This window comes from Candidatus Manganitrophus morganii (assembly GCA_021651055.1).
Classification (GTDB): Bacteria; Nitrospirota; Nitrospiria; order SBBL01; family Manganitrophaceae; genus Manganitrophus; species Manganitrophus morganii.
Genome location: JAJHOH010000001.1, coordinates 495,322 through 517,724 on the forward strand (window position 1 = coordinate 495,322; position 22,403 = coordinate 517,724).

The 22,403-nt window shown below is 56.6% G+C and carries 26 protein-coding genes; 17 read left to right on the top strand and 9 right to left on the bottom strand.

What is annotated here, in order from left to right:
* Positions 1 to 150: 150 nt before the first annotated feature.
* Genes MCM46_02245 through MCM46_02260 form a run of 4 tightly spaced genes read left to right on the top strand, consistent with a single transcriptional unit; the run spans position 151 to position 2,316 of the window.
* Positions 151 to 630 carry a MogA/MoaB family molybdenum cofactor biosynthesis protein gene (locus MCM46_02245; GenBank protein ID MCG3110621.1) on the top strand — a complete coding sequence of 160 codons (480 nt, stop codon included), beginning with the start codon at positions 151 to 153 and terminating at the stop codon, positions 628 to 630.
* A gap of 22 nt (positions 631 to 652) precedes the next feature.
* Positions 653 to 850, top strand: a complete 198-nt coding sequence (locus MCM46_02250; protein MCG3110622.1) for a hypothetical protein — start codon at positions 653 to 655, stop codon at positions 848 to 850.
* Positions 847 to 1,545: a sulfite oxidase-like oxidoreductase gene (locus tag MCM46_02255; GenBank protein MCG3110623.1), complete on the top strand. Its 699-nt coding sequence runs from the start codon at positions 847 to 849 to the stop codon at positions 1,543 to 1,545. The genes MCM46_02250 and MCM46_02255 overlap by 4 nt, the downstream gene beginning before the upstream one ends.
* A gap of 33 nt (positions 1,546 to 1,578) precedes the next feature.
* Positions 1,579 to 2,316, top strand: a complete 738-nt coding sequence (locus tag MCM46_02260) for a competence/damage-inducible protein A (GenBank protein MCG3110624.1) — start codon at positions 1,579 to 1,581, stop codon at positions 2,314 to 2,316.
* A gap of 74 nt (positions 2,317 to 2,390) precedes the next feature.
* On the opposite strand, the gene MCM46_02265 is transcribed toward MCM46_02260, so the two are convergent.
* Both MCM46_02265 and MCM46_02270 read right to left on the bottom strand, forming a co-directional pair.
* The gene (locus tag MCM46_02265) at positions 2,391 to 2,774 is read right to left on the bottom strand and encodes a VOC family protein (GenBank protein MCG3110625.1); all 384 of its coding nucleotides are present in this window, start codon (positions 2,772 to 2,774) and stop codon (positions 2,391 to 2,393) included.
* Between the two features lie 77 nt (positions 2,775 to 2,851).
* On the bottom strand, positions 2,852 to 3,466 hold the full coding sequence (locus MCM46_02270; GenBank protein ID MCG3110626.1) for a VOC family protein: 615 nt from the start codon (positions 3,464 to 3,466) through the stop codon (positions 2,852 to 2,854).
* 201 nt (positions 3,467 to 3,667) lie between these two features.
* Here MCM46_02270 and MCM46_02275 point away from each other — a divergent pair, with 201 nt between their 5' ends.
* On the top strand, positions 3,668 to 4,468 hold the full coding sequence (locus tag MCM46_02275) for a formylglycine-generating enzyme family protein (GenBank protein ID MCG3110627.1): 801 nt from the start codon (positions 3,668 to 3,670) through the stop codon (positions 4,466 to 4,468).
* Complete coding sequence (locus MCM46_02280; GenBank protein MCG3110628.1) at positions 4,465 to 5,262, top strand: sulfite exporter TauE/SafE family protein; 798 nt, start codon at positions 4,465 to 4,467, stop codon at positions 5,260 to 5,262. Before MCM46_02275 ends, MCM46_02280 begins: the two co-directional genes overlap by 4 nt.
* Before the next feature lie 49 nt (positions 5,263 to 5,311).
* Here MCM46_02280 and MCM46_02285 read toward each other — a convergent pair whose 3' ends face one another.
* A complete protein-coding gene (locus MCM46_02285) occupies positions 5,312 to 5,971 on the bottom strand; it encodes a YfiR family protein (GenBank protein ID MCG3110629.1) in 660 nt (219 codons plus the stop codon).
* Positions 5,972 to 6,375: 404 nt separating this feature from the next.
* On the opposite strand from MCM46_02285, the gene MCM46_02290 reads away from it, so the two are divergent.
* From MCM46_02290 to MCM46_02310, 5 genes are all read left to right on the top strand, one after another.
* Positions 6,376 to 8,475: a PAS domain S-box protein gene (locus MCM46_02290; protein ID MCG3110630.1), complete on the top strand. Its 2,100-nt coding sequence runs from the start codon at positions 6,376 to 6,378 to the stop codon at positions 8,473 to 8,475.
* A gap of 198 nt (positions 8,476 to 8,673) precedes the next feature.
* A complete protein-coding gene (locus MCM46_02295; protein MCG3110631.1) occupies positions 8,674 to 8,910 on the top strand; it encodes a glutaredoxin in 237 nt (78 codons plus the stop codon).
* 250 nt (positions 8,911 to 9,160) lie between these two features.
* A complete protein-coding gene (locus MCM46_02300) occupies positions 9,161 to 9,610 on the top strand; it encodes an SRPBCC family protein (GenBank protein MCG3110632.1) in 450 nt (149 codons plus the stop codon).
* Complete coding sequence (locus MCM46_02305) at positions 9,591 to 9,938, top strand: ArsR family transcriptional regulator (protein MCG3110633.1); 348 nt, start codon at positions 9,591 to 9,593, stop codon at positions 9,936 to 9,938. The genes MCM46_02300 and MCM46_02305 overlap by 20 nt, the downstream gene beginning before the upstream one ends.
* A 51-nt stretch (positions 9,939 to 9,989) precedes the next feature.
* On the top strand, positions 9,990 to 10,448 hold the full coding sequence (locus MCM46_02310) for an SRPBCC domain-containing protein (protein MCG3110634.1): 459 nt from the start codon (positions 9,990 to 9,992) through the stop codon (positions 10,446 to 10,448).
* A gap of 105 nt (positions 10,449 to 10,553) precedes the next feature.
* Here MCM46_02310 and MCM46_02315 read toward each other — a convergent pair whose 3' ends face one another.
* The 3 genes from MCM46_02315 to MCM46_02325 form a co-directional block, all read right to left on the bottom strand.
* Positions 10,554 to 10,847 carry a DUF2442 domain-containing protein gene (locus tag MCM46_02315; protein ID MCG3110635.1) on the bottom strand — a complete coding sequence of 98 codons (294 nt, stop codon included), beginning with the start codon at positions 10,845 to 10,847 and terminating at the stop codon, positions 10,554 to 10,556.
* 540 nt (positions 10,848 to 11,387) lie between these two features.
* A complete protein-coding gene (locus MCM46_02320) occupies positions 11,388 to 13,619 on the bottom strand; it encodes an NADP-dependent isocitrate dehydrogenase (GenBank protein ID MCG3110636.1) in 2,232 nt (743 codons plus the stop codon).
* A 147-nt stretch (positions 13,620 to 13,766) separates the two neighbouring features.
* Positions 13,767 to 14,279, bottom strand: a complete 513-nt coding sequence (locus MCM46_02325; GenBank protein MCG3110637.1) for a GNAT family N-acetyltransferase — start codon at positions 14,277 to 14,279, stop codon at positions 13,767 to 13,769.
* A 62-nt stretch (positions 14,280 to 14,341) separates the two neighbouring features.
* Here MCM46_02325 and MCM46_02330 point away from each other — a divergent pair, with 62 nt between their 5' ends.
* On the top strand, positions 14,342 to 14,878 hold the full coding sequence (locus MCM46_02330) for a DUF4124 domain-containing protein (GenBank protein ID MCG3110638.1): 537 nt from the start codon (positions 14,342 to 14,344) through the stop codon (positions 14,876 to 14,878).
* A gap of 4 nt (positions 14,879 to 14,882) precedes the next feature.
* On the opposite strand, the gene aroC is transcribed toward MCM46_02330, so the two are convergent.
* The 3 genes from aroC to MCM46_02345 all read right to left on the bottom strand — a co-directional run bounded on the left by aroC (position 14,883) and on the right by MCM46_02345 (position 18,033).
* Positions 14,883 to 15,941 carry a chorismate synthase gene (aroC, locus tag MCM46_02335; GenBank protein MCG3110639.1) on the bottom strand — a complete coding sequence of 353 codons (1,059 nt, stop codon included), beginning with the start codon at positions 15,939 to 15,941 and terminating at the stop codon, positions 14,883 to 14,885.
* A 168-nt stretch (positions 15,942 to 16,109) separates the two neighbouring features.
* Positions 16,110 to 16,703: an FmdE family protein gene (locus MCM46_02340; protein ID MCG3110640.1), complete on the bottom strand. Its 594-nt coding sequence runs from the start codon at positions 16,701 to 16,703 to the stop codon at positions 16,110 to 16,112.
* A 79-nt stretch (positions 16,704 to 16,782) separates the two neighbouring features.
* Positions 16,783 to 18,033 (bottom strand): MFS transporter, encoded by a 1,251-nt coding sequence (locus MCM46_02345; GenBank protein ID MCG3110641.1) that lies wholly within the window; start codon positions 18,031 to 18,033, stop codon positions 16,783 to 16,785.
* Positions 18,034 to 18,288: 255 nt separating this feature from the next.
* Here MCM46_02345 and MCM46_02350 point away from each other — a divergent pair, with 255 nt between their 5' ends.
* Genes MCM46_02350 through MCM46_02370 form a run of 5 tightly spaced genes read left to right on the top strand, consistent with a single transcriptional unit; the run spans position 18,289 to position 22,400 of the window.
* On the top strand, positions 18,289 to 19,200 hold the full coding sequence (locus MCM46_02350) for an STAS domain-containing protein (protein MCG3110642.1): 912 nt from the start codon (positions 18,289 to 18,291) through the stop codon (positions 19,198 to 19,200).
* A complete protein-coding gene (locus MCM46_02355) occupies positions 19,201 to 19,638 on the top strand; it encodes an STAS domain-containing protein (GenBank protein MCG3110643.1) in 438 nt (145 codons plus the stop codon).
* Positions 19,625 to 20,032: an anti-sigma regulatory factor gene (locus tag MCM46_02360; protein ID MCG3110644.1), complete on the top strand. Its 408-nt coding sequence runs from the start codon at positions 19,625 to 19,627 to the stop codon at positions 20,030 to 20,032. Before MCM46_02355 ends, MCM46_02360 begins: the two co-directional genes overlap by 14 nt.
* Positions 20,023 to 21,051, top strand: a complete 1,029-nt coding sequence (locus MCM46_02365; GenBank protein ID MCG3110645.1) for a SpoIIE family protein phosphatase — start codon at positions 20,023 to 20,025, stop codon at positions 21,049 to 21,051. Before MCM46_02360 ends, MCM46_02365 begins: the two co-directional genes overlap by 10 nt.
* Complete coding sequence (locus MCM46_02370; GenBank protein MCG3110646.1) at positions 21,048 to 22,400, top strand: ATP-binding protein; 1,353 nt, start codon at positions 21,048 to 21,050, stop codon at positions 22,398 to 22,400. Before MCM46_02365 ends, MCM46_02370 begins: the two co-directional genes overlap by 4 nt.
* Positions 22,401 to 22,403: the final 3 nt, after the last annotated feature.

Consider the following 22,403-nt stretch of genomic DNA (forward strand, 5'->3'; position numbering starts at 1 on the left):
TACCAAAGAAGGAATAAAAAGTCATCCCGAAACCGAGAACAAGAGGGAACGGAAGCGGGCCACCCTCCCTGGCTTGGCGAGCGGGATAAAACATTTGTATTTTGAATAAATTTTGGTTTATAGTAATACGCAATGATCCAAGGAGGAAGGATGGCGCTGACGGTCGGGATTTTATCGATTAAAGAACGAGGGATCGTGCCGGGCGAGGACCGGGTCACCAATGAGCTTTCGAAGATGATCACGGAAGCCGGCGGGGAGATCGTCGTGAAAGAGGTGATTACCAGCGAGGAAGAAAAGGTCCGGGACAAGCTGATCGAATGGAGCGACCGGATCATGCCCGACGTCATCCTCACCGCCGGCGGCTCCGGCCTCGGCAAACAAGACCGGACCCCCGACGCCACCCGCGCCGCGATGGACCGGGAAGTGCCGGGGATCGCCGAGATCATGCGGACCGAAGTTTTTCAGAAAAAGACGAAGAAGGCGATCATCTCCCGGGCCACGGCCGCCATTCGAAAAGACACCTTGATCATCAACCTCCCCGGCAGCGCCGGCCCCGCTCGGGAAAACCTGGAGGTCATTCTCGGGACCCTCCAACACCTGGTGGACATGGTCCATCCGAGAAGACCATAAAAATAAAATAGAGGTCTTAAAAATGGGAAGCCCCCTCTTTTTGGCGACTGTTTTCACCCTCGTTGCCATCTGGGCCGTTCTTCTCGCCATTCCGGCCCTTCGCCGTCCCCCTCCCGGATTCGAGCCCCGGCTTTGCCTTTCCTGCAGCAAGACCAGCAAATATGATGCGACACAATGTGAACATTGCGGCGCCCCGATCGAACCCCGAAAAGATGTTTGATCCGTTCCGGGGCGCGATGGTACAATCCGAACTGCAAGGAGGAATTTACTTTGGAGCCGGATGATCGGCTGATTGCCAAGAAAGAAGGGTGGGCCCGGAACGGACGGGGCCTGACGGGAGAGATCCAAAAGGACGAACGACCGCGCCTTCCTCCCGGACAGAAGCTCAACAAGGGCTTTCCCGTGTTGGATCTCGGCATCCTTCCCGAGGTCGATATCGATGATTGGGCGCTATCGATCAAAGGGGAGATCGAAAACCCGCTCGTCTGGAATTGGGACCGGTTCAGCGCGTTGGCGACCGACCGGATCGTCACCGACTTCCATTGCGTCACGACCTGGAGCATCTTCGATGCGCATTGGGAGGGGCTCTTCTTCAGGAAGCTGATTGAACAGGTCCGGCCCGCCCCGGAAGCGAAATTCGTTTACTTCACCTCCTACGACGGCTACACCACCAACCTCCCCCTCTCGGTCTGCGCCGACGACGATGTCCTGCTCGCCCACGCGTGGAACGGCCAGCCCCTTTCGAGGGAACATGGGGGCCCGGTCCGGATGATCGTCCCCAAGCGATATGCCTGGAAGAGCGCCAAGTGGATCAAAGAGATCCACTTCATGAAAAACGACCGGCTCGGCTTTTGGGAAATGCGCGGCTATTCCAACACCGCCGACCCCTGGACGGAAGACCGCTACGCGCAATAGTCAGAGAGAGCAGGAACAGAGGTCACCGGCATCATGGCGCAGCAAAGTAAAAACGCCGCAATCATCATCATCGGCAATGAAATCCTCTCCGGAAAAGTTCAAGACGCGAACTCCCCTTACCTCACCGGCGAGCTGCGGGCCTTGGGGGTCGACGTCCAGCGGATCTCGGTGATCCCCGATGAAATCGATACCATCGGCGAAGAGGTCGCCGCTTGCCGGAAGAGATACCATCTTGTTTTCACCAGCGGCGGGGTCGGGCCGACCCATGATGATGTGACGATGGAAGGGATTGCCCGAGGGGTCGGAAGGCCGCTGACCCATCATCCCATCCTCGATCAGCTCCTCAGGACCGTTTACGGGGGAGATTTAAATCCGGCGCAACTGAAGCTGGCCGATGTGCCGGAGGGGCTCGAGCTTCTCCACGCGGAGGGGCTTCGGGTTCCGGTGCTTCGCTTCGAGAATATTTATATCTTTCCGGGAATCCCCTCTTTATTGGTCCGGAAATTCGAAGCGATCAAGGAGCGATTCAGAGAAACGCCTTTCCATCTCCGAAAAATTTTCCTCACCGGAGACGAAGCGCTCGTCGCCGAAGATCTCAACAAAGTCCTCCGCCTCTTCCCCCGCCTTCTCCTCGGATCGTACCCGATCCTCCATCATCCCGAATACAAAGTGATCCTCACCCTGGAATCGAAAGACAAAGGGTATCTTGAAGGGGCGACGCAGTCGCTTCTGTCGTTCTTGCCGAAGGATGTGGTGCTGAGGCTGGAGTAAGTTCAATTAGGAATTACGAATGTGGAATGAGGAATGCGGTTTTTAATTCCTCATTCTCAATTCCTAATTTTGTTTCATCGCGCTCTCTCGATCAGCTCGATTTCATATTTATCGGGCGCCTCGATGAAAGCGAAGCGACTCCCGCTGGAAGAGACGGTGGGACCGTCGGTGATCGGAACTCCCTTTGACTTGAGGTAGACGAGCATCGCATCGAGGTGGTTGACCTCGAAGGCGAGATGGACCAAATCTTCCTGAACCTGCACCGGGCCGCTCGGCTTGTATTCGCAAAGCTCGATCTCCTCCTGTCCCCCCGGCACGGAGAGGAAGGCGAGCTTGGAGCCTCGGGGGGAGTCGTGACGCTCGGTCACTTGGAGACCCAGGACTTCGGTGAAGAAATAAAGGGCCTGATTCAGGTCTGAGACGCGCAATCGGGTATGCAGCAGCCGTTTAATCATCATGTCCGCCTCCGTTGTAGAGGCGCACAATCTGCGCCCTACGAGGGCAGACACTCCGGTCTGCCCTTACCACATTCAGATTATTTGGATCGCGTTTTGGTCGATGATTGCATCAGGCTGTCGGCCTGTTCCGGATAGAATCCGTCGTAGCCGTTCCGCTCCGTCAATTCCAGAACGGAAAACGCCTCTCCCTCCCGGACTTCCGACGCCGTAAAGATTTGCCGAAGGCGCGTTCCCTTATTGCCGACCACCGCGCCGGAGAACTCCACCCCCCGCTCCCGGAGCGCCGCGACGGTCTGATCGATATCACTCACCCGGACGGCGACGTGATGGAGCACCTGGTCGCTGAACCGGGCAACCCAGGCCGGAATGATGCTCTTTCCCCCGCGTTCATCCTCGTACGCCTGATCGACGAAGAGGGCCGGATAGCCGGGCCGCCGGTAGACCTTGGCCCACCACCCCTGATCGGGATACTCGACGACCTCTCCTTCGAAACGATAGCCGCTTGTCAGGAACGGCTCCGCACGGCGATCGACATTCATGCAGCGGATCGTGATGTGGTCGATGACGAGGGGCAGGCCCCTTCTTTGGCATTCATCGGCATAAACCCGGGCCGCCTCGTTGCCGTCAAAAAAAGTCTCGATCATTTTCTGAACCGTCGGATCGCCGTAGGTGGGAAGGGCCTTGTTTTTCATCGCTTTTCTCCAGGTTCTTTCCGAATTATACGGCCTCATCCTCGACTTGTAAAGACACGCCTTGCTCCTTCAGAATCGATTAATCGCATTTTATCCCTTTCGAATAGGAGCGGTCCAGCCCTCTTCCGGGCCCTCTTTTTTCGTCGGTAAAACCTCACCGGCCACTTGACACCCTCTGCGTTGCGCCCTACAATCGGCCCCATGAAATTCGGACAATGGATCATCATCGGACTCGCGCTCGTCATCGGCTGGACCTTTCAGGCCCCGCCGGTTCTTTCCGCAAAGCCGAAAACGGAGGCCCCGCCCGGGATGGTCCTGATCCCCGCCGGACCGTTCTGGATGGGGCTCGATAAACTCCCCCCCGACACCCCCTGGGGCCAGGAAGACGCCAAGCCGAAACATGAGGTGAATCTTCCCCCCTTTTACATCGACCGGACGGAGGTGACCTACGGCGACTACAAAAAAGTCGATCCCAGCCTGAGGATACCGGGCCGGACCGAGACCTTTCCGGTCACCGACGTCAACTGGTTCGAGGCCGACCGCTACTGCCGGGCGATCGGCAAACGGCTTCCGACCGAGGCGGAGTGGGAAAAGGCGGCGCGCGGAACCGACGGCCGCGCCTACGTCTGGGGAGAGGGATTCGATCCGCAAAAAACGAACGTCGGAAAATTTCCGATGCCGGTCGGCGCCGTGCCTCAAGACAAGAGCCCCTACGGCGTTCTCGACATGGGGGGGAACGTGTCGGAATGGACCGACAGCTGGTATCAGCCCTATCCCGGCAACAAATACAACTCGTCCGACTACGGCATTCTTCACAAGGTCGTCCGGGGCGGCTCGTTTAATTCGGACCGGCACTTCGCCGACGAGATGTTCACCCAGGTCACGTTTCGCAATTACAACCGCCCCGACGTCTTCGGCCCCGACAACGGTTTCCGCTGCGCCCTCTCGGCCCCGCCGGCCAAACCGCCGTCATCCAATCCGAAAGACGAGAAGCGCCGATGACCGAGGCGCTCCTCCTCGGAGCGATCGGCGCGGTCGCCGGCATGATGGCCGGCCTGCTTGGCATCGGCGGCGGCGTCCTCTTGGTGCCGGCGCTGATTTTTCTTTTTCAGGCGCGCGGGGTCGCGCCGGAGATCGTCACCCAGCTCGCCGTTGGAACCAGCCTCGCGACCATCCTTTTTACCGGCTCGGCCGGCGCCTGGACGCACCACAAGAACGGCAACGTCGATTGGCAGGCGGTGACGGGGATGTCGCTCTTCATCGTGGTCGGGACGCAGGTCGGGGCCGTTCTGGCGGGGGCGATTCATGGGATGACTCTCAAGCGCCTCTTCGGTTTTTTTGAATTGATGATCGCGGCGCGGATGCTCATCGTCCCGCCGCCGAAGCCCCCCGGGAAGCCGGTTTCAACCGGGTGGATCTACCCTTTCGGCGGACTGACCATCGGCGCCGTCTCCTCCCTTTTCGGCATCGGCGGAGGAACGCTTACCGTTCCCCTCCTCGTCACCCTTCTCGACCGGCCGATCAAGATCGCGATCGGGACCTCCAGCGCGCAAGGGGTGGTCATTGCGCTCTTCGGAGCCGCCGGCTTCGTTTATCATGGCTGGGCACATTCGGCCCTTCCCCCCGACGCGTGGGGATTTGTCTCACCCAAAGCGGCCCTCCTGATCGCCATCACCAGCACGCTGACCGCGCCGGTCGGCGCTTCGCTGGCCCACCGGCTTCACCCGCCTTACCTCAGCCGGGCCTTCGGGATCTTTCTGATTTTCGTTGGGATGAAACTGTTGGGTCTTTTTTGATGAGAAAAGAGGTGAAAGATAATGCGATAAGATAAAGAATGGATGCTCTTTAGAGTTTTCCCCCCTGATCGGCTTGAACAGGAGAAGGAGAACCTGCCTTCAGTTTCCGAATCAGCTTCTGAAGCTGAATGCTGTAGAGTGTTTTTAATGGATAGTAGAGGGAACGTCCAGAATACCATTCACCGGATGGGAATCTTTTATCCGCGCCGCCATCGGGGACGATCCGGGCCAGTTTTAACAACTGGGAGCTCGGCCTCAAACCGGCCCGCTCGAATGCCGACACGTTGACGGCAAAACGAACCCGGTTTTGCTCCATGACCAATTGGACCATCCCCCCTTGCCCGGCAAACCGGTCGGCGTCGCTGACGGTGAGGATCGGCGCGCGGCCCAGACCCTTCAGATGCCCGGTGATATTTTTCTCCTCCGAGCCGCTGATAAAAAGAATATGCGAATCGACCGCCTCTTCGATCCGGGAGAATCGCCTGACGGTCATTTTCTTTTCGCGGATCCGCTTTCCGGTAATCGCCTCATCAATAAAATTCCCAAAAGGGTCCTGCCCCACAATCCCGATCACAAAGGGCCGGCCATCCCCCATGACCTCTTCGGGCCACTCCACAAATTTGGCGAAGTTATAAATAAAGGCCGCTTTCACCTGATATTCGGTAAGCGCCGGCGGCGCGGCTTGAACAGGAAAAACCAACGCCATCATAAGGATGCCCCCGACGAAAAGCCGACACAAAAACAAATTGATTCTTAATAGGCCCCTCATCAAACGGGTCTTCCCTCGCTGAATATACGCACGTTTGTCATTCCCTGACCGCCCCATCGCCACCCGAATGGCCCTCCCAATTTACGACGATCGATGTTTTATCGAGTCGGGACGACGCTGCGAATGTATTCGAATTACGGGAGAAATGTCAAGAAAGATATCATCGAGAGGCCGTGACTCTTTTTGGAATGTCCGAGGTACGTCATGCCCGCGAAAGCGGGTATGACTTCCGTGATTCTCAAAATGACCCACGACCGGCGCGAAGGCTCCCTATGAATTGGATTTATGTTTATGATAGGATACAAAAGAATTTTTGATTTTATACAACCAACAATTCGGAAAGAATGAATCCTCAGGAAAAAATAAATATATTGTTGGTAGACGACCATCCTCAAAACCTTCTTTCGCTGGAAGCGCTCCTCGACTCCCCTGATTATCATTTGGTCAAGGCCCACTCCGGGAAAGAGGCCCTCAAACATCTTCTCAAGGAAGATTTTGCCCTCATTCTGCTCGATGTCCGAATGCCGGACATCGATGGATTGGAGACCGCCAAGCTCATTAAACAACGGGAACAATCAAAATATATTCCGATTATTTTTCTCACCGCACTCCAGCAGGATGAGCAACAGCTATTCGAAGGGTATTCAGCCGGCGCGGTCGATTATGTCCTCAAACCATTCAACCCGCTCATTCTAAGATCGAAAGTCTCCGTCTTTGTCGATTTATATAAAAAGAACCGGAAACTATTACAAGAACAAAAAGAGCGTCTGAACGTCGAGGCCGCGCGAAGACGCCTGTCGGCTCAATATGCCGTGACGCGCGTCCTGGCGGAATCGACGACTTTAAAACAAGCCGCCCCCAAAATCATTCAGGCCATTTGCGACAGCTTAACATGGGAACTTGGCGTGATTTGGCTCGTGGACAAGGAGCGGTACCGGCTGCGGTACGTCGAGATATGGCACAAGCCTTCCGAGGCGCTTGCCGCTTTCGAAGAGGTCTGCCGAAAAAAGACCTTCCTGGTTGGCGAAGGGCTGCCGGGACGGATTTGGGCCAACGGAGAGCCGGCCTGGATTTCCGACGTCGTCGAAGACGCGAACTTCCCGAGAGAGGGAATCGCCATCGATGAAGGGCTGCATGCGGCGTTTGGATTCCCGATCCGGGGCGGGACAGATCTCTTGGGGGTCATTGAATTCTTCAGTCATGAAATCCGAGAACCGGATGCGGACGTCCTTCAGTTGATGGCCAGTATCGGAAGTTCGATCGGGCAGTTCATCGAACGAAAACAGGCGGAGAGAGCGACGCAAGAAAGTGAGGCCCGCAAAACGGCTATCCTGGAGTCGGCGTTGGATTGTATTATTACGATGGATCACCAGGGAAGAGTCATCGAGTTCAACCCGGCGTCGGAGAGGACCTTCGGCTTCCGGCGGGATGAGGTGATCGGGAAGGAGATGGCGGAGTTGATTATTCCCCCCGCCCTGCGAGAGAAACATCGCGAAGGCTTGGCGCATTACCTCGCCACCGAAAACGGACCCATTTTGGGAAAGCGGATTGAGATGACCGCGATTCGGGCGAATGGAGCCGAATTTCCGGTCGAGCTTGCCGTCACCCGGATTCCCTTGGACGGCCCCCCCCTGTTCACCGGCTATCTGCGCGATATTACCCAACGGAAGGAAGCGGAAGAATCCCTCGAACAGCGGACGATCGAAGCGCAAGAAGCCAGCCGTCTTAAATCACAATTTGTCTCGAACGTTTCCCACGAATTGAGGACGCCGATCAATTCGATTCTCGGCTACGCTTCTCTTCTGTTGGATGAAACGTACGGCCCGGTCGGCGATGAACAAAAGACCCCTCTGGAAGGGGTGGTGAGAAACGCCAGTGATCTCCTCGCCCTGGTCAATGATGTCCTGGATCTATCCAAAATCGAAGCGGGAAAACTGCTCATTCATATCGAAGCGCTGAATCTCCCCGACTTACTCAAAGGGATCATCATCGGGATGAAACCCCTTTTGGATCAGAAACCGATTCAGCTTAAATGGAAGGGGTTCGATCGTCTTCCACCGATTGAATCGGATGTCGGGAAGATCAAGCAGATTTTCACCAATCTCTTCTCCAACGCCGTCAAATTTACCTCCAAGGGGAGTATTACGGTCACCGGAAAAAATCTGCCGGAGAGAAAAGGGATTGAGATCGCCCTTCAGGATACCGGCATCGGCATTAAGGCGGAAGAGCTGCCTAAACTATTCAACGCATTTCATCAAGTCGATGCCGAATTGACGCGCGCCTACGGCGGCGTCGGTTTGGGCTTAAGAATCGTAAAAGATTTGGTCCACCTCCTTCAGGGAGAGATCCGCGTCGAGAGCAGCCATGGGGAAGGATCGACCTTTACCGTTTTTTTACCCGTTCGATTGAATGAAACGAAACAAATAAGGCAAGACAAAGAATGAGGACAACCTGTTTGTAGGTCGATCCTTATCATCGCCTTCATCCTTCTCCAAAACAAAAAGCCTGAAGCAGAATGTGTTTTCCTGCCTCAGGCTTTTGTCTAAGTGCGCCGGCAGATAGTATCGGCATCCGCGCGTGTGCTAACATCGAAGTATGTCGGTTTTTTATGTTTGTGGGCAGCGCCAGGAGGAGATCAGAAGATGAACATTGCCATTTATAAAAAGACAGGATGCCCTTGGGCGGCGGCCGTCGCGGCATTTCTGAAAGCGCAAGATATTCCGTTTGAGGAAAGGGATATGACCCGGAACCCGGATTTCAAAAGAGAGATCGAAGAGAAGTCGGGTCAAAGCAAAAGCCCGACGTTGATCATTGACGGTGAGATCCTTCCGGATGCAAGCGTCGAGCAGGTCTTCGAAGTCTTGCAGAAGAAAAAATAACATTCCTTCAGGTAAAAGTTCCGTGAGCGAGTTCAGGAGGTCGCATAAGTAAAGATGCGACCCCCGCCTCTCTCGGGACATGTCATTCTTAAAAGATCCGCGACCGGCAACCCTATTTTCTATCGAAAACGTAACCATTCTCCGGGTTTTGAGAGGAGGTTACGCACGTTTTAAAAGCGCAATAAAAAGGTTGCTTATTTCGCTCACCTCGTATACTATGCAACTTCAACATGCAACTAGGAGGTTGCCCATGAACGATCGCATCGAAAAAAGCATTGAGCTCAAAGCGCCGATTTCAAAGGTCTGGCGCGCGCTGACCGATTACCGGGAGTTTGGCGAATGGTTTGGAGTGAAGCTGGAGGGACCGTTTATTCCCGGCAAAACCGTCCAAGGAAAAATCAGCCATCAGGGAGAAGATTTTAAATGGAAAGTCGTGGTCCAGAAGATGGAGCCCGAGCAACTCTTTTCCTTCACATGGCATCCTTACGCCGTCGATCCCAAAATAGATTACTCCGCGGAAATCCCGACGCTCGTTGAATTCAAATTGGCGAAGACCGCAAGCGGCACGCTGCTGACCATCACGGAGTCGGGCTTTGATAAAATCCCCGCCAACCGTCGCGCCGAGGCATTTCGTATGGATGAACGGGGTTGGGAAGCTCAAATGAGGGACATACAACAGCATGTCGAAGGCAAATCGTAGCGGAGCGGCAGTCAAGCTCAAAGATTACGCATACCTCTTCTCGGCTCTGGGAGATGAGACGCGTCTATCCCTCGTGATGAAACTCTCCAAGGGGCGGCGTCAGTCGATCTCACAATTAACAGAAGGGTCGGAGCTCACGCGGCAGGCGGTGACAAAACATCTCAGGGTGTTGGAGGGCGCCGGCGTCGTGCGGAGCACCTACTCCGGCCGTGAAAATCTTTTTGAGCTTGATACGCGCCCATTCAAAGACATGAAGGAGTACCTGGAGTTTGTTTCCGATCAATGGGATCAGGCGCTATCGCGACTGAAATCATTTGTGGAAAGTTAGGCGAAAAAACAGGGGAAGAAAATATCAACCAGATTTCAAACGGAGGACAACATGGTCGATATCATTCACAGGGTTGGAATGAAGGCGCCGATTTCGAAAGTTTACGCAGCGTTATCGACGGTCGAGGGCATTGCGGGCTGGTGGACAAAGGAAACGACGGGCGTTTCTAAATCCGGTGGAGAGATTGAAGTCCGCTTCCTCACCCCGAGCGGAAAGGAAATCGGCAGCATGACCATGGAGGTGATGGCGCTCGATCCGAACAAGAAGGTGCATTGGCGTTTCAAATCGGGGCCGGCAGAATGGATCGGAACGGACGTGATATTCGACCTATCCCAGGAAGGTGATTACACGATCGTTCTCTTCGCTCACAAGAACTGGCGTGAGGCGGTCGAGTTTACCGCTCATTGCAGCATGAAGTGGGCCATATTCATGTTGAGTCTCAGAGACCTCGTTGAAACAGGAAAAGGGAAACCCTCGCCCAACGACATCAAAATCGATAATTGGAATTAAACATGAGACTCACACGATGAATAGGGCGATGGGGTCTGAGTGCGCTAGCCCGACTTTCACGGACACCGAAAAAAGAGGTTCGGCGATGCTTCGCGTACTGAATGTTTAAGATGAGCGGGGTGTTTTCCGTATCCGCTCCATCTTTTTGTGGTGCTTTTTTTCTAAGTCACGCGCGGCGTACAAGGCTTCAGGAGCGATATCGACGCCGTTTGGCCAAGCGAGTGTTCCCCCTTCTATGAAGAACTTTTTAAACAGCTTTGGATCCTTGAGAGGTTCAAAAACCGGGCCTTTGAACCATTGAGAAAGATCAATGTGTTTCTCAGTTCCGTCATCGAAACGAGTTGAAACGATAAATCCGCTTATATGGCGCGCTGCGATTACCTGTGGTAAATAATTCATAAAATTACTCCAAGGGCTTAATTCGATTGAGTGGCCGTCCTCTCTCAATGTTTCTCCAGTTTATCATAAGCTCGAGTTTGTGACGACGGGCCCAGTCACGCACCAATTTCCGCGCCGTTCCGGAGGAAATACTCCCAGCAAGGAGTTTGCCCTCGAAATTGAATGTTGCCTTCTCCCCCTGAAATTCGGCATGGAAGTGTGGAGGATTATGATCCCCGAAATACATTCGTATAATAATCCCAAAAAACGTTGAAATGATTGGCATGGGTCCTCTTATATAAGATTCGGGTCGCCAGGCCCGAGAAGCCGCTTTTTTACGATTGGTTTTTAGATATACGCCGAAAGCGACATGTTGTCAAACGCTTCAGGGAAAGAGCGTAGAGCAGGAAACATTTAAATACGCCTCTAACGGTATCAGATAAAGCCGAAACAGACAGGGCAAATAGGAATGTGTTTAGTCCCGGCATTACGGCGCTCAAAAACAAAAAAGCCTGAGGCAGAACATCCTGCCTCAGGCTTTTTTCTAAAACCTTCCGAAATCTATTTAATCGCGTCGACGATTGCGTTCAACGTCGGGCTTGGACGCATCGCTTTGCTGGTCTTCTCCGGATCGGAATGATAGTACCCTCCGAGATCGACCTTCTGCCCCTGAGCGGCTTTCAGCTCGGCCAGAATCTTCGCCTCGTTCTGCTCCATCTCTTTGGCGATCTTGGCGAAGCGGGCTTGAAGATCTTTATCCTGCGTCTGCTCGGCCAGGGCCTGCGCCCAGTAGAAGGCGAGGTAGAAGTGGCTCCCGCGATTGTCGAGCTCTCCAAGCTTGCGGCCGGGTGACTTGTTGGTGTCGAGGAACTTGCCGGTGGCGCGGTCGAGCGTGTCGGCCAGGAGCTGCGCTTTCGGATTGTTCCCGGCCTTGGCGAGATGCTCCAAAGAAGCGGCGAGCGCTAAAAACTCGCCGAGCGAATCCCACCGCAAGAACCCTTCTTCCTGAAGCTGCTGAACATGCTTCGGGGCCGAGCCGCCGGCGCCGGTCTCGAAAAGGCCGCCGCCGTTCATGAGCGGAACGATCGAGAGCATTTTGGCGCTGGTGCCGATTTCCAGAATCGGGAAAAGATCGGTGAGGTAATCTCTCAGCACGTTCCCGGTCACCGAGATGGTGTCCTTCCCCTCTTTGATCCGCTCCAGCGAGAGCTTCGTCGCCTCGGCCGGAGACATGATCCGGATGTCGAGGCCCTTGGTGTCGTGATTCGGGAGATATTTGTTGACCTTCTTGATCAGCTCCGCGTCGTGCGCCCGGCTCTTATCGAGCCAGAAGATCGCGGGGGAGCCGGTCGCTTTCGCCCGATTGACGGCGAGCTTCACCCAGTCCTGGATCGCGGCGTCTTTCACCTGGCACATCCGCCAGATATCGCCTTCTTCCACCGCGTGCTCCAGCAACGTTTGTCCGGAGGTGGTGACCACCCGGATCGTTCCATTTCCGGGCGCCTTGAAGGTCTTGTCGTGCGATCCGTATTCCTCGGCGGCTTGCGCCATGAGGCCGACGTTGGGAACGCTTCCCATCGTCTTCGGATCGAGGGCGCCATGTTTTTTGCAAAACTCGACAACTTCCTTATAGACCGGGGCATAGCTGCCGTCGGGAATGACCGCCTTGGTGTCGTACGCCTTTCCATCGGGACCCCACATCTTTCCGGAGTCGCGGATGACCGGCGGCATGGAAGCGTCGATGATCACATCGCTCGGGACATGCAGATTGGTGATCCCCTTGTCGGAGTTCACCATCGCGAGGGGGGGCCGCTTCTGATAGACCGCCTGGATATCGGCTTCGATGGCGGCGCGTTGATCGTCCGGCAGGCCCTTGATCTTGGCATAAAGATCGCCGAGGCCGTTGTCGGGATCGACCCCGAGCTTCTGGAAGGTGTCTTTGTGTTTTTCGAAAACCTCTTTGAAGAAGACCGAGACGACATGGCCGAAGATCTTCGGATCGGAGATCTTCATCATCGTCGCTTTGAGGTGGACGGAGAACAACACCCCCTGCTTCTTGGCATCTTCGATCTGCGCTTCGAGGAACTCGCGCAGGGCGCGGCGGCTCATGAATGTGGCATCGATCACTTCGCCCGCCTTCATCGCGACCTTCGGTTTCAGGACGGTGGTTTTTCCGTCCTGGCCGACAAACTCGATCCGCGCTTCGGTCGCCTCGGCGACCGTCATCGATTTCTCGTTCGACCGGAAATCGCCCTTCGTCATATGGGCGACATGGGTCTTAGAGTCGGGGCTCCAGGCGCCCATCTTGTGCGGGTTCTTTTTGGCATAGTTTTTCACCGAGAGAGGCGCGCGGCGATCGGAGTTTCCTTCGCGCAGCACCGGATTGACGGCGCTTCCCAAAACCTTGGCATATCGCGTCTTGATCTCTTTTTCTTGGTCGGTTTTCGGGTCTTCGGGATAGTCAGGGATTTTGTAGCCCTGGGCCTGTAATTCTTTGATGGCCGCTTTCAGCTGGGGGATCGAGGCGCTGACGTTCGGGAGTTTGATGATGTTGGCTTCCGGCGTCTTGGCCAGTTCTCCCAATTCGGCCAGGTCGTCCGATTGCTTCTGGGCTGCCGTGAGATTTTCGGGAAAGGTGGCGATAATTCTACCGGCCAGCGAGATATCCCTCAATTCAACCGAAACGCCCGATACTTTTGTAAATGCACTGACGATCGGAAGAAAAGAATAGGTTGCCAAGGCAGGCGCTTCATCCGTTTTTGTCCAAAGAATTTTGGTCGCTTTTGTCGTCATGATTTTTCCTCACTTGAAAGATTCAATTTCCCCGAGTTTCTGAGCCTATGGACCGTTACTTTCTTCTATTCGACATATCATTCCGCGCGATCTAAGTCCCTATTTAAATGCAAAGAGAAACGCCACGTCAAGTAAAATTTGTTGCATTTAAAATGTCCATCCCCCCCCTTTGTCGATTTTCCGCCCGCCGTCAATGAAAACCATCTTTCGATGCGGAATGCCCGCCTCGTAAAAGCGCTCCCCTTCCGCTCTAAAACCAAGCGCTTCATAAAAAGAGAGGGCCGACTCCTGTGCGTGGAGGTAGAGAGCGATCAGTCTTTTTCTTTTGGAACTCTTCTTGATAAAATCGATCAGCGCGGTCCCAACCCCCTTTCCGCGCCAATCCTTCCGGACCGCCATCCGGCCGATCTTTCCCGATTTTCTCTGGCCCGCTTTTCCCTGGCCTGATTTTCTCTGGCCCGATCTCCCCTTCACGACCAGCCGCGCCGTGCCGATCACCTCTCTCCCCGAGATCGCGACGAAGTGGATCGCGCGGTCATCCGCGTCATCGAGCTCGATCTCAAGCGGAACCCCCTGCTCGATCACGAAGACTTCTTCCCGAAGGCGGATCAATCGAAAGAAATCTTCTTGCTTCCCGGCGATTCGAACCGTGGGCCGCACGATCATTCCCTTAATTGACAGAACGGAGCCGACCGGCTAGAGTAGAACCATCGGAGGTGACGATGCGCGCACGACTCGCTCTTTTCTTTCTGTTATTTCTTCTTCGCCCGGTTGACGGACAGGCCGAGGTATTCAAATATACCGACGAGAACGGGGCGATCTCTTTCACCGATAATATCGAGAACGTTCCCGAAGATCAGCGGCCGAATCTTCAAGAAGCGGCCCCTCCCCCCCTCCAGAAGGTCGAAATGCCGGCTTTCTCCGAAAGAGATTCCGACCGGTGGATCGATCATCCCCTTTCCAAGTACGTCATCGTCTTTATCATTCTCTCCATCGGCATGTTGTACATCCAATACAAAACAGAAAGTTTTCTCCTTCGGTTGGCGACGAAGTTCCTCTTCGTTGCCTTTCTCGGCGCCGCGATTTACAGCGTTCTCGTCGCCCAGGAAAAACCGATCACCCCCGCCGCCTTTCAGAAAGCGGCGGAATCATTCGTCCCCACCCCCCTCCCGATGACCCAGGCCAAAGAAGCCGTAAAAAAGATGGAAGAGGCCCACAAGAAAAAAGAGGCGGCGATGGAGTCGCTGATGGGCGAATAGCCGGCTAACCTAATCTGGAAAGTTTGTTTCTGAGGAAGTGATCGACCAGGACCAGCGCCATCATCGCTTCGGCGATCGGAACGGCGCGCAGGCCGACGCAGGGATCGTGCCGCCCCTTGGTGGCGATCTTCGCCGGGCGGCCATGGATGTCGATCGTCTCTTGCTCGACGGCGATCGACGAGGTCGGCTTCACCGCCATTCGGACGACGATTTCATCCCCGTTGGAGATCCCGCCGAGGATGCCGCCGGCATTGTTGGATTTAAATCCGGCCGGCGTGATCGGATCGCAATTCCGGCTCCCCCGCATCGTCACGACCTCGAACCCGGCCCCGATCTCGACCCCCTTCACGGCATTGATCGACATCATCGCCCCCGCGAGCGCCGCGTCGAGCTTGTCGAAGACCGGCTCGCCGAGCCCGGCGGGAACCCCTTTCGCGACCACTTCCACCATCGCCCCCACGGAATCTTTTTCCGACTGCGCCTCCTGGATCACCCGCGTCATCGCCTCCACCGCGTCGGGGTCGGGGCAGAAGAGGGGGTTCTGCCGGATTTGCGCATAGTCGATCTTTTTAATTTTCACCGGACCGACCTGCGCGACATAACCGACGATCTCGATCCCCTCGCGCGCCAGGATCTTCCGGGCGATCGCCCCCGCCGCCACCCGCGCCACCGTCTCGCGCGCGGAAGAGCGCCCGCCGCCCCGGTAATCGCGAAAACCGTATTTCTTGAAGTAGGTGTAATCGGCATGGCCGGGGCGGAAAAGATCTTTGATCGATTCGTAATCTTTCGACTTGGCATCTTCGTTGTAGATGATCAGGCCGATCGGGGTCCCTGTCGTCCGCCCCTCGAAGATTCCGGAGAGGATCTGGACGGCGTCCGACTCTTTCCGCTGCGTGACCAGCTTGCTCTGGCCCGGCTTTCTCCGGTCGAGGTCTTTCTGAAGGTCCTCTTCCGAGAGGGACAACCCGGCGGGGCAGCCGTCGACGACCGCGCCGAGCGCGATGCCGTGGCTCTCGCCGAAGGTGGTCACCCGAAAAATCTGTCCGAAGCTGCTTCCCGACACGTTTTCTCTCAAAAAAGCGGGCGGATCAGAGACCCGCCCCAAACACCAAGCGTCATTCCCGCAAAAGCGGGAATCCAGAAGCCTTTGATTTAAGTGCACTGGATTCCCGATTAAACATCTGGTGGCCGCCCCTTTTCCTGGGCTATCGGGAATGACGGATTAAAGCTGTTAGTGCACCTTGACCTGGAGGCATTCCTTGCAAAGCTTCTTTCCACCCTCCTCCAACAGGAGGGCGACATTCGTCTGCTCGCCGCAATTTTCGCACGGCTCGGCGTCGTACTTGCCGGACTTGGGAGGAGGCGGCAGGGTGACATGCTCGATCTTGAAGAGGGCCGATTCCGGGGCGGTCAGAATCTCGTCGATCTTGTCGTCGGTCAGCTTTTGGAAAGCCGCCTTGTTCTCCGCCGTGGCGTTGGGAGCGGTCGCCTCTTTCCGCAGCTTTCGCAGCTGCGCGTGATCGAAGGTGTCCCAATAGGTGCAGTAGGCCCGGACCGCTTTTCCGGTCTTGGTGTTCTGGAGAATATAAACCGGCTTTCCGACCTGGGTGAGATAAAGGTTCCGCTTCCCGAAGGTGCAGCCGGTGACGGCCTGAATCGCATCGAGCGCGCAGGTCTCATTCCCGACCAGGGCGACCAGCTCCTTCATATTCTTCATCTGGTCCCCCATCTCCCGCATCAACATCGTCGCCGCCCGATAACCGACGGCGATATCCAAACAAAGATGCCGATGAAAATCAACCGCCTTCTTGAATTCAGGATCCATGCTTCGCCCCCTTCCGGAAAAAGTTCAACATTTGCCCGCGATCATATCATATTATTCCAAGAAATCAAACGAGTGAGATCTAATCCGCCCCCGCGGGGGCCGGCGCCACTCTCCCCCCGATCGCCCCGCGCCGCATCAGCCACCACAATACCGCCAGTCCCGGAATCGCCCCCAATACGCTGGCGGCGAAAAACATCGGCCACCCCAGCCCGGCGGCCAGGAGGCCGGTCGGCGCGCCGGCGATTTTCGGGGTGATCGCCATCAGGCTGGAGAGGAGGGCATACTGGGTGGCGCTGTAGCGCTTTTCGGTGAGGCTCATCAAGAAGGCGACAAAGGCCGCCGTTCCCATGCCGCCGGAGAGGTTGTCGACGCCGACCGCCAGAATGAGCGCGGCCTTGTTCTGCCCCGCCAGGGCGACCCCCATGTAAGTCAAATTGGTGACCGCCTGGAGGATGCCGAAGGCCCAGAGCGAACGGTAAATCCCGAGGCGCGCGATGAGGCCGCCGGCGGCCACGGCGCCGAAGATCGTGGCGACCAGCCCGAATCCTTTGTTCACCGCACCGATCTCGGTTTTGGAGAAACCGACATCGAGCAAGAAGGGGGTCGTCATCGCCCCCGCGACGGCGTCCGGGAGTTTATAAAGAATGATAAAAAGGAGCAGAACCAGGGCGGCATCGCGGCTGAAAAAGGCCTTGAAGGGGAGCGCCACCGCCTCCGCCAGGCTGCGCGGGCTGCCGCCGCTCTTCGGCTCGGTTCCCCACAACGCGGCGGCCACGCCGACCAGCATCAGCCCCGCCATGATCCGATAGACCGCCGCCCAGGGGAGGTGGTCGGCCAGGATCAGCGCCATCGCCCCGGAGGAGAGCATTCCCAGGCGGTAGCCGAGCACCGAGACCGCCGCCCCCGCGCCGAGCTCTTCCTCTCTGAGAACGTCGGCCCGGTAGGCGTCGACCACGATATCCTGGCTCGCGGAGAGAAACGAAACGAGCACCGCCGTTACCGCCAGGAGCCAGGGCTGTGAAACCGGATTCAAACTTCCCATGAAGACGATCGCCGCCATAAGGCTGAGCTGCGTCACCACCAGCCAGCCCCGCCGCCGCCCCAGAAAAGGAAGGGTATAGCGGTCCATGAGGGGGGCCCAGAGATATTTCACCGTATAAGGCAACCCCACTAAGGTAATCGCCCCGATGGTGGCGAGATCAACCCCCGCATCCTTCATCCAGGCCTGCAAGGTGCCGAAGGTGAGCGCCAGCGGCAGGCCCGAAGAAAAGCCGAGCAGCAGCAACACGGCGACCCGCCGGTTGCTGAAGACTTGAAGATAAAGATTCATGATTTCTCGCGTCGGTGGAATGATGAATCATCGCTACTTTACCCCGTTCGGATCGTTTTGTCATCTCCCTTACATTCTAAAACTCTGCCTGAACGGTATGATAGAGAAGGAGGGGGATTGACTTCCTTAAGGGCTCTGCGTATTCTAGAAATGTTTTTCCAACCTTTGATTTTAATCCATTTTTCAATCCTATTCTGGGGTATAAGCGGAAGCCGAATCTGACATCTGCGAACCAACTTCACAATGGAGCCGACCATGAAGGGACAAAAATTTCCGGACATCTTGCGAAAGCGAACAGATGAAATTCTTGAGAACTGGGTGAAGCGGCAACTTCCTCTGGCAGGCAAGGGAGGGATCACTCCGGATGAGCTTCGGCGCCAGTGCGCCGAGTTCCTCAATCTGCTCGAAAACGTGATGCAGAGCGGGGCCTCCAGTCCGGATGATCCGAAAATGGCGCCGATCGTCGAATTCCTCAAGGAGGTCTCGCGGGATCGGGTCATGAAAGGATTCTCTCCGACCGAAACGGCCGCCTTCATTTTCAGTCTCAAAGAAATAGTCCTCCCGATGCTCCAACCGCTTGCCAAGAATGAGGAGACCTTCTCCAGCGAAGTAATGCCGCTCTCTCTTCTTCTCGACCAGATGGGATTGCTCACCTTCGAGCAATACCTGAACAACCGCGAAGAGGTCATCGCTCGACAACAGCTCGACATGACCGAGCTCTCCACCCCGGTTGTCAAGATTTGGGACGGGATTCTCGCCCTGCCGCTCATCGGCACCCTCGATTCCAGACGGACGATGACCGTCATGGAAAAACTGCTTCAGAAAATCGTCGATACCACGGCCACCGTGGCGATCCTCGACATCACCGGCGTCCCGACCGTCGACACCCTTGTGGCCAATCACATCATGAAAACGGTCGCGGCGACGAGACTGTTAGGCGCGGAGGTGATCATCACCGGGGTCTCGCCCGCCATCGCGCAGACGATCGTTCACCTGGGGGTCGATCTTTCCGGAATTCAGACGCGGGCGACCATGGCGGATGGGTTGAAGCTGGCGCTCCGGATGACCAAACAACAGATGACCGAGGAGGCTCGGAACGGGGTGAACCTGCTGGAGAAGGGAATTGCAGCGACCCAGGCGGCGCAGGCCCGGAAGGGACGGAGCTAAATGGAAAAAATTCCGATCATCAAAGTCGGCGACACCCTTCTCGTCTCGATTCAAACCGATCTTCAGGACCAGATCGCCATGACGATGCAGACCGATCTTCTCGGCAGGATCGAGCAGACCTCCGCCCGCGGGGTGATCATCGATATCTCGGTCGTCGATATCGTCGATTCGTTCCTGGGCCGGGTCCTCTCCGAAACCGCTTCGATGGCGCGGATCATGAACGCGGTGGTGGTCGTCGTCGGGATCCAACCCTCCGTCGCCATCACCCTGGTCGAGCTCGGTTTGGAGTTAAAACAAATCCCGACCGCATTGAACGTCGAACGGGGCTTGCAGCTTCTCCGGGAGAGGATCGCATGGGAGGATCATGCCGTCGCAGACGATGCGGAATCGAGGGAGCTCGGACGGGAAGAGGAGCGCGCGCGCAATGGTCACGGTTAGCCGGGCAACCCGCCTCTCGATTTCGAACGAAGTCGATCTGGTCAGAGCCCGCCAGGAGGTCCGCGTTCAGGCCCAGGCGCTCGGGTTTAGCCTGGTCGATCAAACGCGCATCACCACCGCGGTCAGCGAGCTGATCCGGAACATGATGAAATATGCCGGCGGCGGAACGATGGAGATCGAGGGGGTCCGGAACGGGATCCGCGCCGGCCTTCGGATTATTTGTCACGACAAGGGCCCCGGAATTCCCGACATCGGCCTGGCGATGAAGGAAGGTTATTCGACCAGCAACGGGTTGGGATACGGCCTGCCGGGAACGAAGCGGCTGGTGGACGAATTCGACATCTGGTCGGAAGTCGGGAAAGGGACGCGGGTGACGATTTCGAAATGGCGCTGAAAGTAACGGAGCTCTGTGTGATTGTTCCCGAAGGAGAGGCATGGGCCGGCGAGATCCGGCGCAGAATGGTTCGCGCCGCGGAGTCGATCGGACTCTCGAAGGAAAAATGTTCGGATGTCGCCCTGGTTGCCACAGAGATGGCGACCAATCTGGAAAAACACCGCGCCGTCTTGCCGATCATCCGGTACGGCGTGACCGAATCGGATCGGCGCGGCCAAGGCCTTCTCATAATCTCGGAAGACCGGGGCCCCGGCATCCCTCATCCGGAGCAGGCGCTTCGAGACCATTATTCGACGGCAGGAACATTGGGAGGGGGGCTCGGCGCCATCCGGCGCCTCTCGGACGACTTCGCGATTTACTCCGAGACGCCACATCCGAGGGGAGGCTTCCCCGGAACCGTCGTTGTCTCGCGGATCTGGAGCAACGACCCCTCTTCCGACAACCTGTTCGACTGCGAAGCGCTCACCCGGCCGAAGCCGGGAGAGATCGATAACGGTGACGGGGTCTGGTTCGGGCAAAGCGGCGATTCTCTGCAGGTGGCGGTCATCGACGGCCTGGGACACGGTCTGGGGGCAAAAAAGGCGGCGCAAGCGGCGCGGGAGGAACTCGATGGAACCGGCCGGCTCCCCCTTGACGCCATTCTCGACCGGCTTCATCGCGCGCTCCAGCGGACGCAGGGGGCGGTCGTCGGGATTCTCCGGGTCGACTTGAAAGAAGGACGGGCGACCTTTGCCGGGGTCGGGAACATCGATTGCCGGATTTACGGGTCGCACCCGATAAGACCGATCTCGATGAACGGCTCGCTCGGGGTGGTCACGCCGCGATTTCGTGAAGAGTCGTTTCCCTTCGAAAAAGGGGACGTTTTTGTTCTTACGAGCGACGGGATATCCACCAAGTGGGATCCGGCCGATTATGGCAAATCGGCCTCGGCCTCTCCCCTTCTCCTCGGGTCGCTCCTGTTGAGAGACCACAGCCGCCCGAAAGACGACGCCACGGTGGTCGTCGGGCGAATTGGATGATGATGGGTTCCCTCACGGAAAAGAAAGTTTTATCGATCTCGATCGGAAAACAGAGCCGGCTCTTGACCGTTCGGAACAAAATCCGGACCGTCCTCGATCACCTGGAGATCCCGCGCCGGGAACAGAACCGGCTGATCATCGCCCTCTCGGAGCTGATGCGCAACACCATTCAGTATGCCAAGTCGGGGGAGCTGACCCTGTCTGCCGTTCAAGAGGGATCAACCTGGTCGATCGCCTTCGTTCTCTCCGACAAAGGCCCGGGCATCGCCCATCTCGACGAGATCCTGCAAGGGGCCTACCGCTTCGCGCCGGGGCGGGGCTTTGGAATCGCTTCGGCAAAACGCCTCTTGGATGAATTCGAGATGCAGACCGTCTTGGGAAAAGGGACCAAGGCGTGCGGCCGGATGGAGGTCGGGCATCTCCATGCGCAAGGGCTCGATGAAGGGCGGATGGAGCGCCTGCACGAGACCCTCGCCCAGCAGCCCGACATCGAAGAGCTCGTCACCTCCCTTCGCGAAAAAGAGCAATTGATCGAACAATTGAACAATGAGCTCAACGTCACCAACGAAGGGATCATCGCCCTCTATCGCGAGATCGACGAAAAAAACGTCGAGCTCTCCCGCGCCAATCAGATGAAGTCGTCGTTCCTGGCCAGCATGTCTCACGAGCTGAGAACCCCGCTCAACTCGATCCTGGCGCTCAGCCAGATCCTCCTCGACCGGATCGACGGCGATCTTTCCGGCGAACAGGAAAAACAGGTAACGATGATTCAAGACTCGGGCGAGCGGCTCCTTCAGTTGATCAACGATATCCTCGATCTCTCCCGGATCGAGGCGGGAAAGGTCCGGATCGAGAAGATGTGGATCGATCTGCGCAAGGTGGCGCAAGAGGCGATCACCAGCATGGAGCCTTTGGCGAAGAAGAAAGGGCTGACCTTGCGCTTCGTCGCCCCCGACTCCCTTCCTCAGGTCTTTGCCGATGAAGCGCGCGTGCGGCAGATCCTTCTCAATCTCTTGAGCAATGCGGTGAAATTCACCCCCGCCGGCTCGATTCTCGTGAGCTTGGCCCTTCCCATGAAGGAGGATCGGGAAATCGCCGTGTCGGTTCAAGACACCGGGATCGGAATCGCCCAGAAAAACTTGGTTTACATCTTCGAGCCGTTCCATCAAATCGACAACACCCCCGCCCGTAAATACGGCGGGACCGGCTTGGGACTCTCGATCTCCAAACAGCTGGTGGAGCTGCTGGGGGGAAGGATCTGGGCCAACAGCAGCGTGAGAGAAGGATCGACCTTCACCTTCACCCTTCCGATGGCCAAAACAGGCGTCGGCGCGAAGTTTCAGGAGTGATCG

Excerpts from the sequence above, each read along its gene's own strand:
- MCM46_02245 (MCG3110621.1), top strand. The coding sequence starts at position 151 with ATGGCGCTGACGGTCGGGATTTTATCGATTAAAGAACGAGGGATCGTG.
- MCM46_02250 (MCG3110622.1), top strand. The coding sequence starts at position 653 with ATGGGAAGCCCCCTCTTTTTGGCGACTGTTTTCACCCTCGTTGCCATC.
- MCM46_02260 (MCG3110624.1), top strand. The coding sequence starts at position 1,579 with ATGGCGCAGCAAAGTAAAAACGCCGCAATCATCATCATCGGCAATGAA.
- MCM46_02265 (MCG3110625.1), bottom strand. The coding sequence starts at position 2,774 with ATGATGATTAAACGGCTGCTGCATACCCGATTGCGCGTCTCAGACCTG.
- MCM46_02270 (MCG3110626.1), bottom strand. The coding sequence starts at position 3,466 with ATGAAAAACAAGGCCCTTCCCACCTACGGCGATCCGACGGTTCAGAAA.
- MCM46_02275 (MCG3110627.1), top strand. The coding sequence starts at position 3,668 with ATGAAATTCGGACAATGGATCATCATCGGACTCGCGCTCGTCATCGGC.
- MCM46_02280 (MCG3110628.1), top strand. The coding sequence starts at position 4,465 with ATGACCGAGGCGCTCCTCCTCGGAGCGATCGGCGCGGTCGCCGGCATG.
- MCM46_02285 (MCG3110629.1), bottom strand. The coding sequence starts at position 5,971 with ATGATGGCGTTGGTTTTTCCTGTTCAAGCCGCGCCGCCGGCGCTTACC.
- MCM46_02290 (MCG3110630.1), top strand. The coding sequence starts at position 6,376 with ATGAATCCTCAGGAAAAAATAAATATATTGTTGGTAGACGACCATCCT.
- MCM46_02295 (MCG3110631.1), top strand. The coding sequence starts at position 8,674 with ATGAACATTGCCATTTATAAAAAGACAGGATGCCCTTGGGCGGCGGCC.
- MCM46_02300 (MCG3110632.1), top strand. The coding sequence starts at position 9,161 with ATGAACGATCGCATCGAAAAAAGCATTGAGCTCAAAGCGCCGATTTCA.
- MCM46_02305 (MCG3110633.1), top strand. The coding sequence starts at position 9,591 with ATGTCGAAGGCAAATCGTAGCGGAGCGGCAGTCAAGCTCAAAGATTAC.
- MCM46_02310 (MCG3110634.1), top strand. The coding sequence starts at position 9,990 with ATGGTCGATATCATTCACAGGGTTGGAATGAAGGCGCCGATTTCGAAA.
- MCM46_02315 (MCG3110635.1), bottom strand. The coding sequence starts at position 10,847 with ATGAATTATTTACCACAGGTAATCGCAGCGCGCCATATAAGCGGATTT.
- MCM46_02320 (MCG3110636.1), bottom strand. The coding sequence starts at position 13,619 with ATGACGACAAAAGCGACCAAAATTCTTTGGACAAAAACGGATGAAGCG.
- MCM46_02330 (MCG3110638.1), top strand. The coding sequence starts at position 14,342 with ATGCGCGCACGACTCGCTCTTTTCTTTCTGTTATTTCTTCTTCGCCCG.
- MCM46_02340 (MCG3110640.1), bottom strand. The coding sequence starts at position 16,703 with ATGGATCCTGAATTCAAGAAGGCGGTTGATTTTCATCGGCATCTTTGT.
- MCM46_02345 (MCG3110641.1), bottom strand. The coding sequence starts at position 18,033 with ATGAATCTTTATCTTCAAGTCTTCAGCAACCGGCGGGTCGCCGTGTTG.
- MCM46_02350 (MCG3110642.1), top strand. The coding sequence starts at position 18,289 with ATGAAGGGACAAAAATTTCCGGACATCTTGCGAAAGCGAACAGATGAA.
- MCM46_02355 (MCG3110643.1), top strand. The coding sequence starts at position 19,201 with ATGGAAAAAATTCCGATCATCAAAGTCGGCGACACCCTTCTCGTCTCG.
- MCM46_02360 (MCG3110644.1), top strand. The coding sequence starts at position 19,625 with ATGGTCACGGTTAGCCGGGCAACCCGCCTCTCGATTTCGAACGAAGTC.
- MCM46_02365 (MCG3110645.1), top strand. The coding sequence starts at position 20,023 with ATGGCGCTGAAAGTAACGGAGCTCTGTGTGATTGTTCCCGAAGGAGAG.
- MCM46_02370 (MCG3110646.1), top strand. The coding sequence starts at position 21,048 with ATGATGATGGGTTCCCTCACGGAAAAGAAAGTTTTATCGATCTCGATC.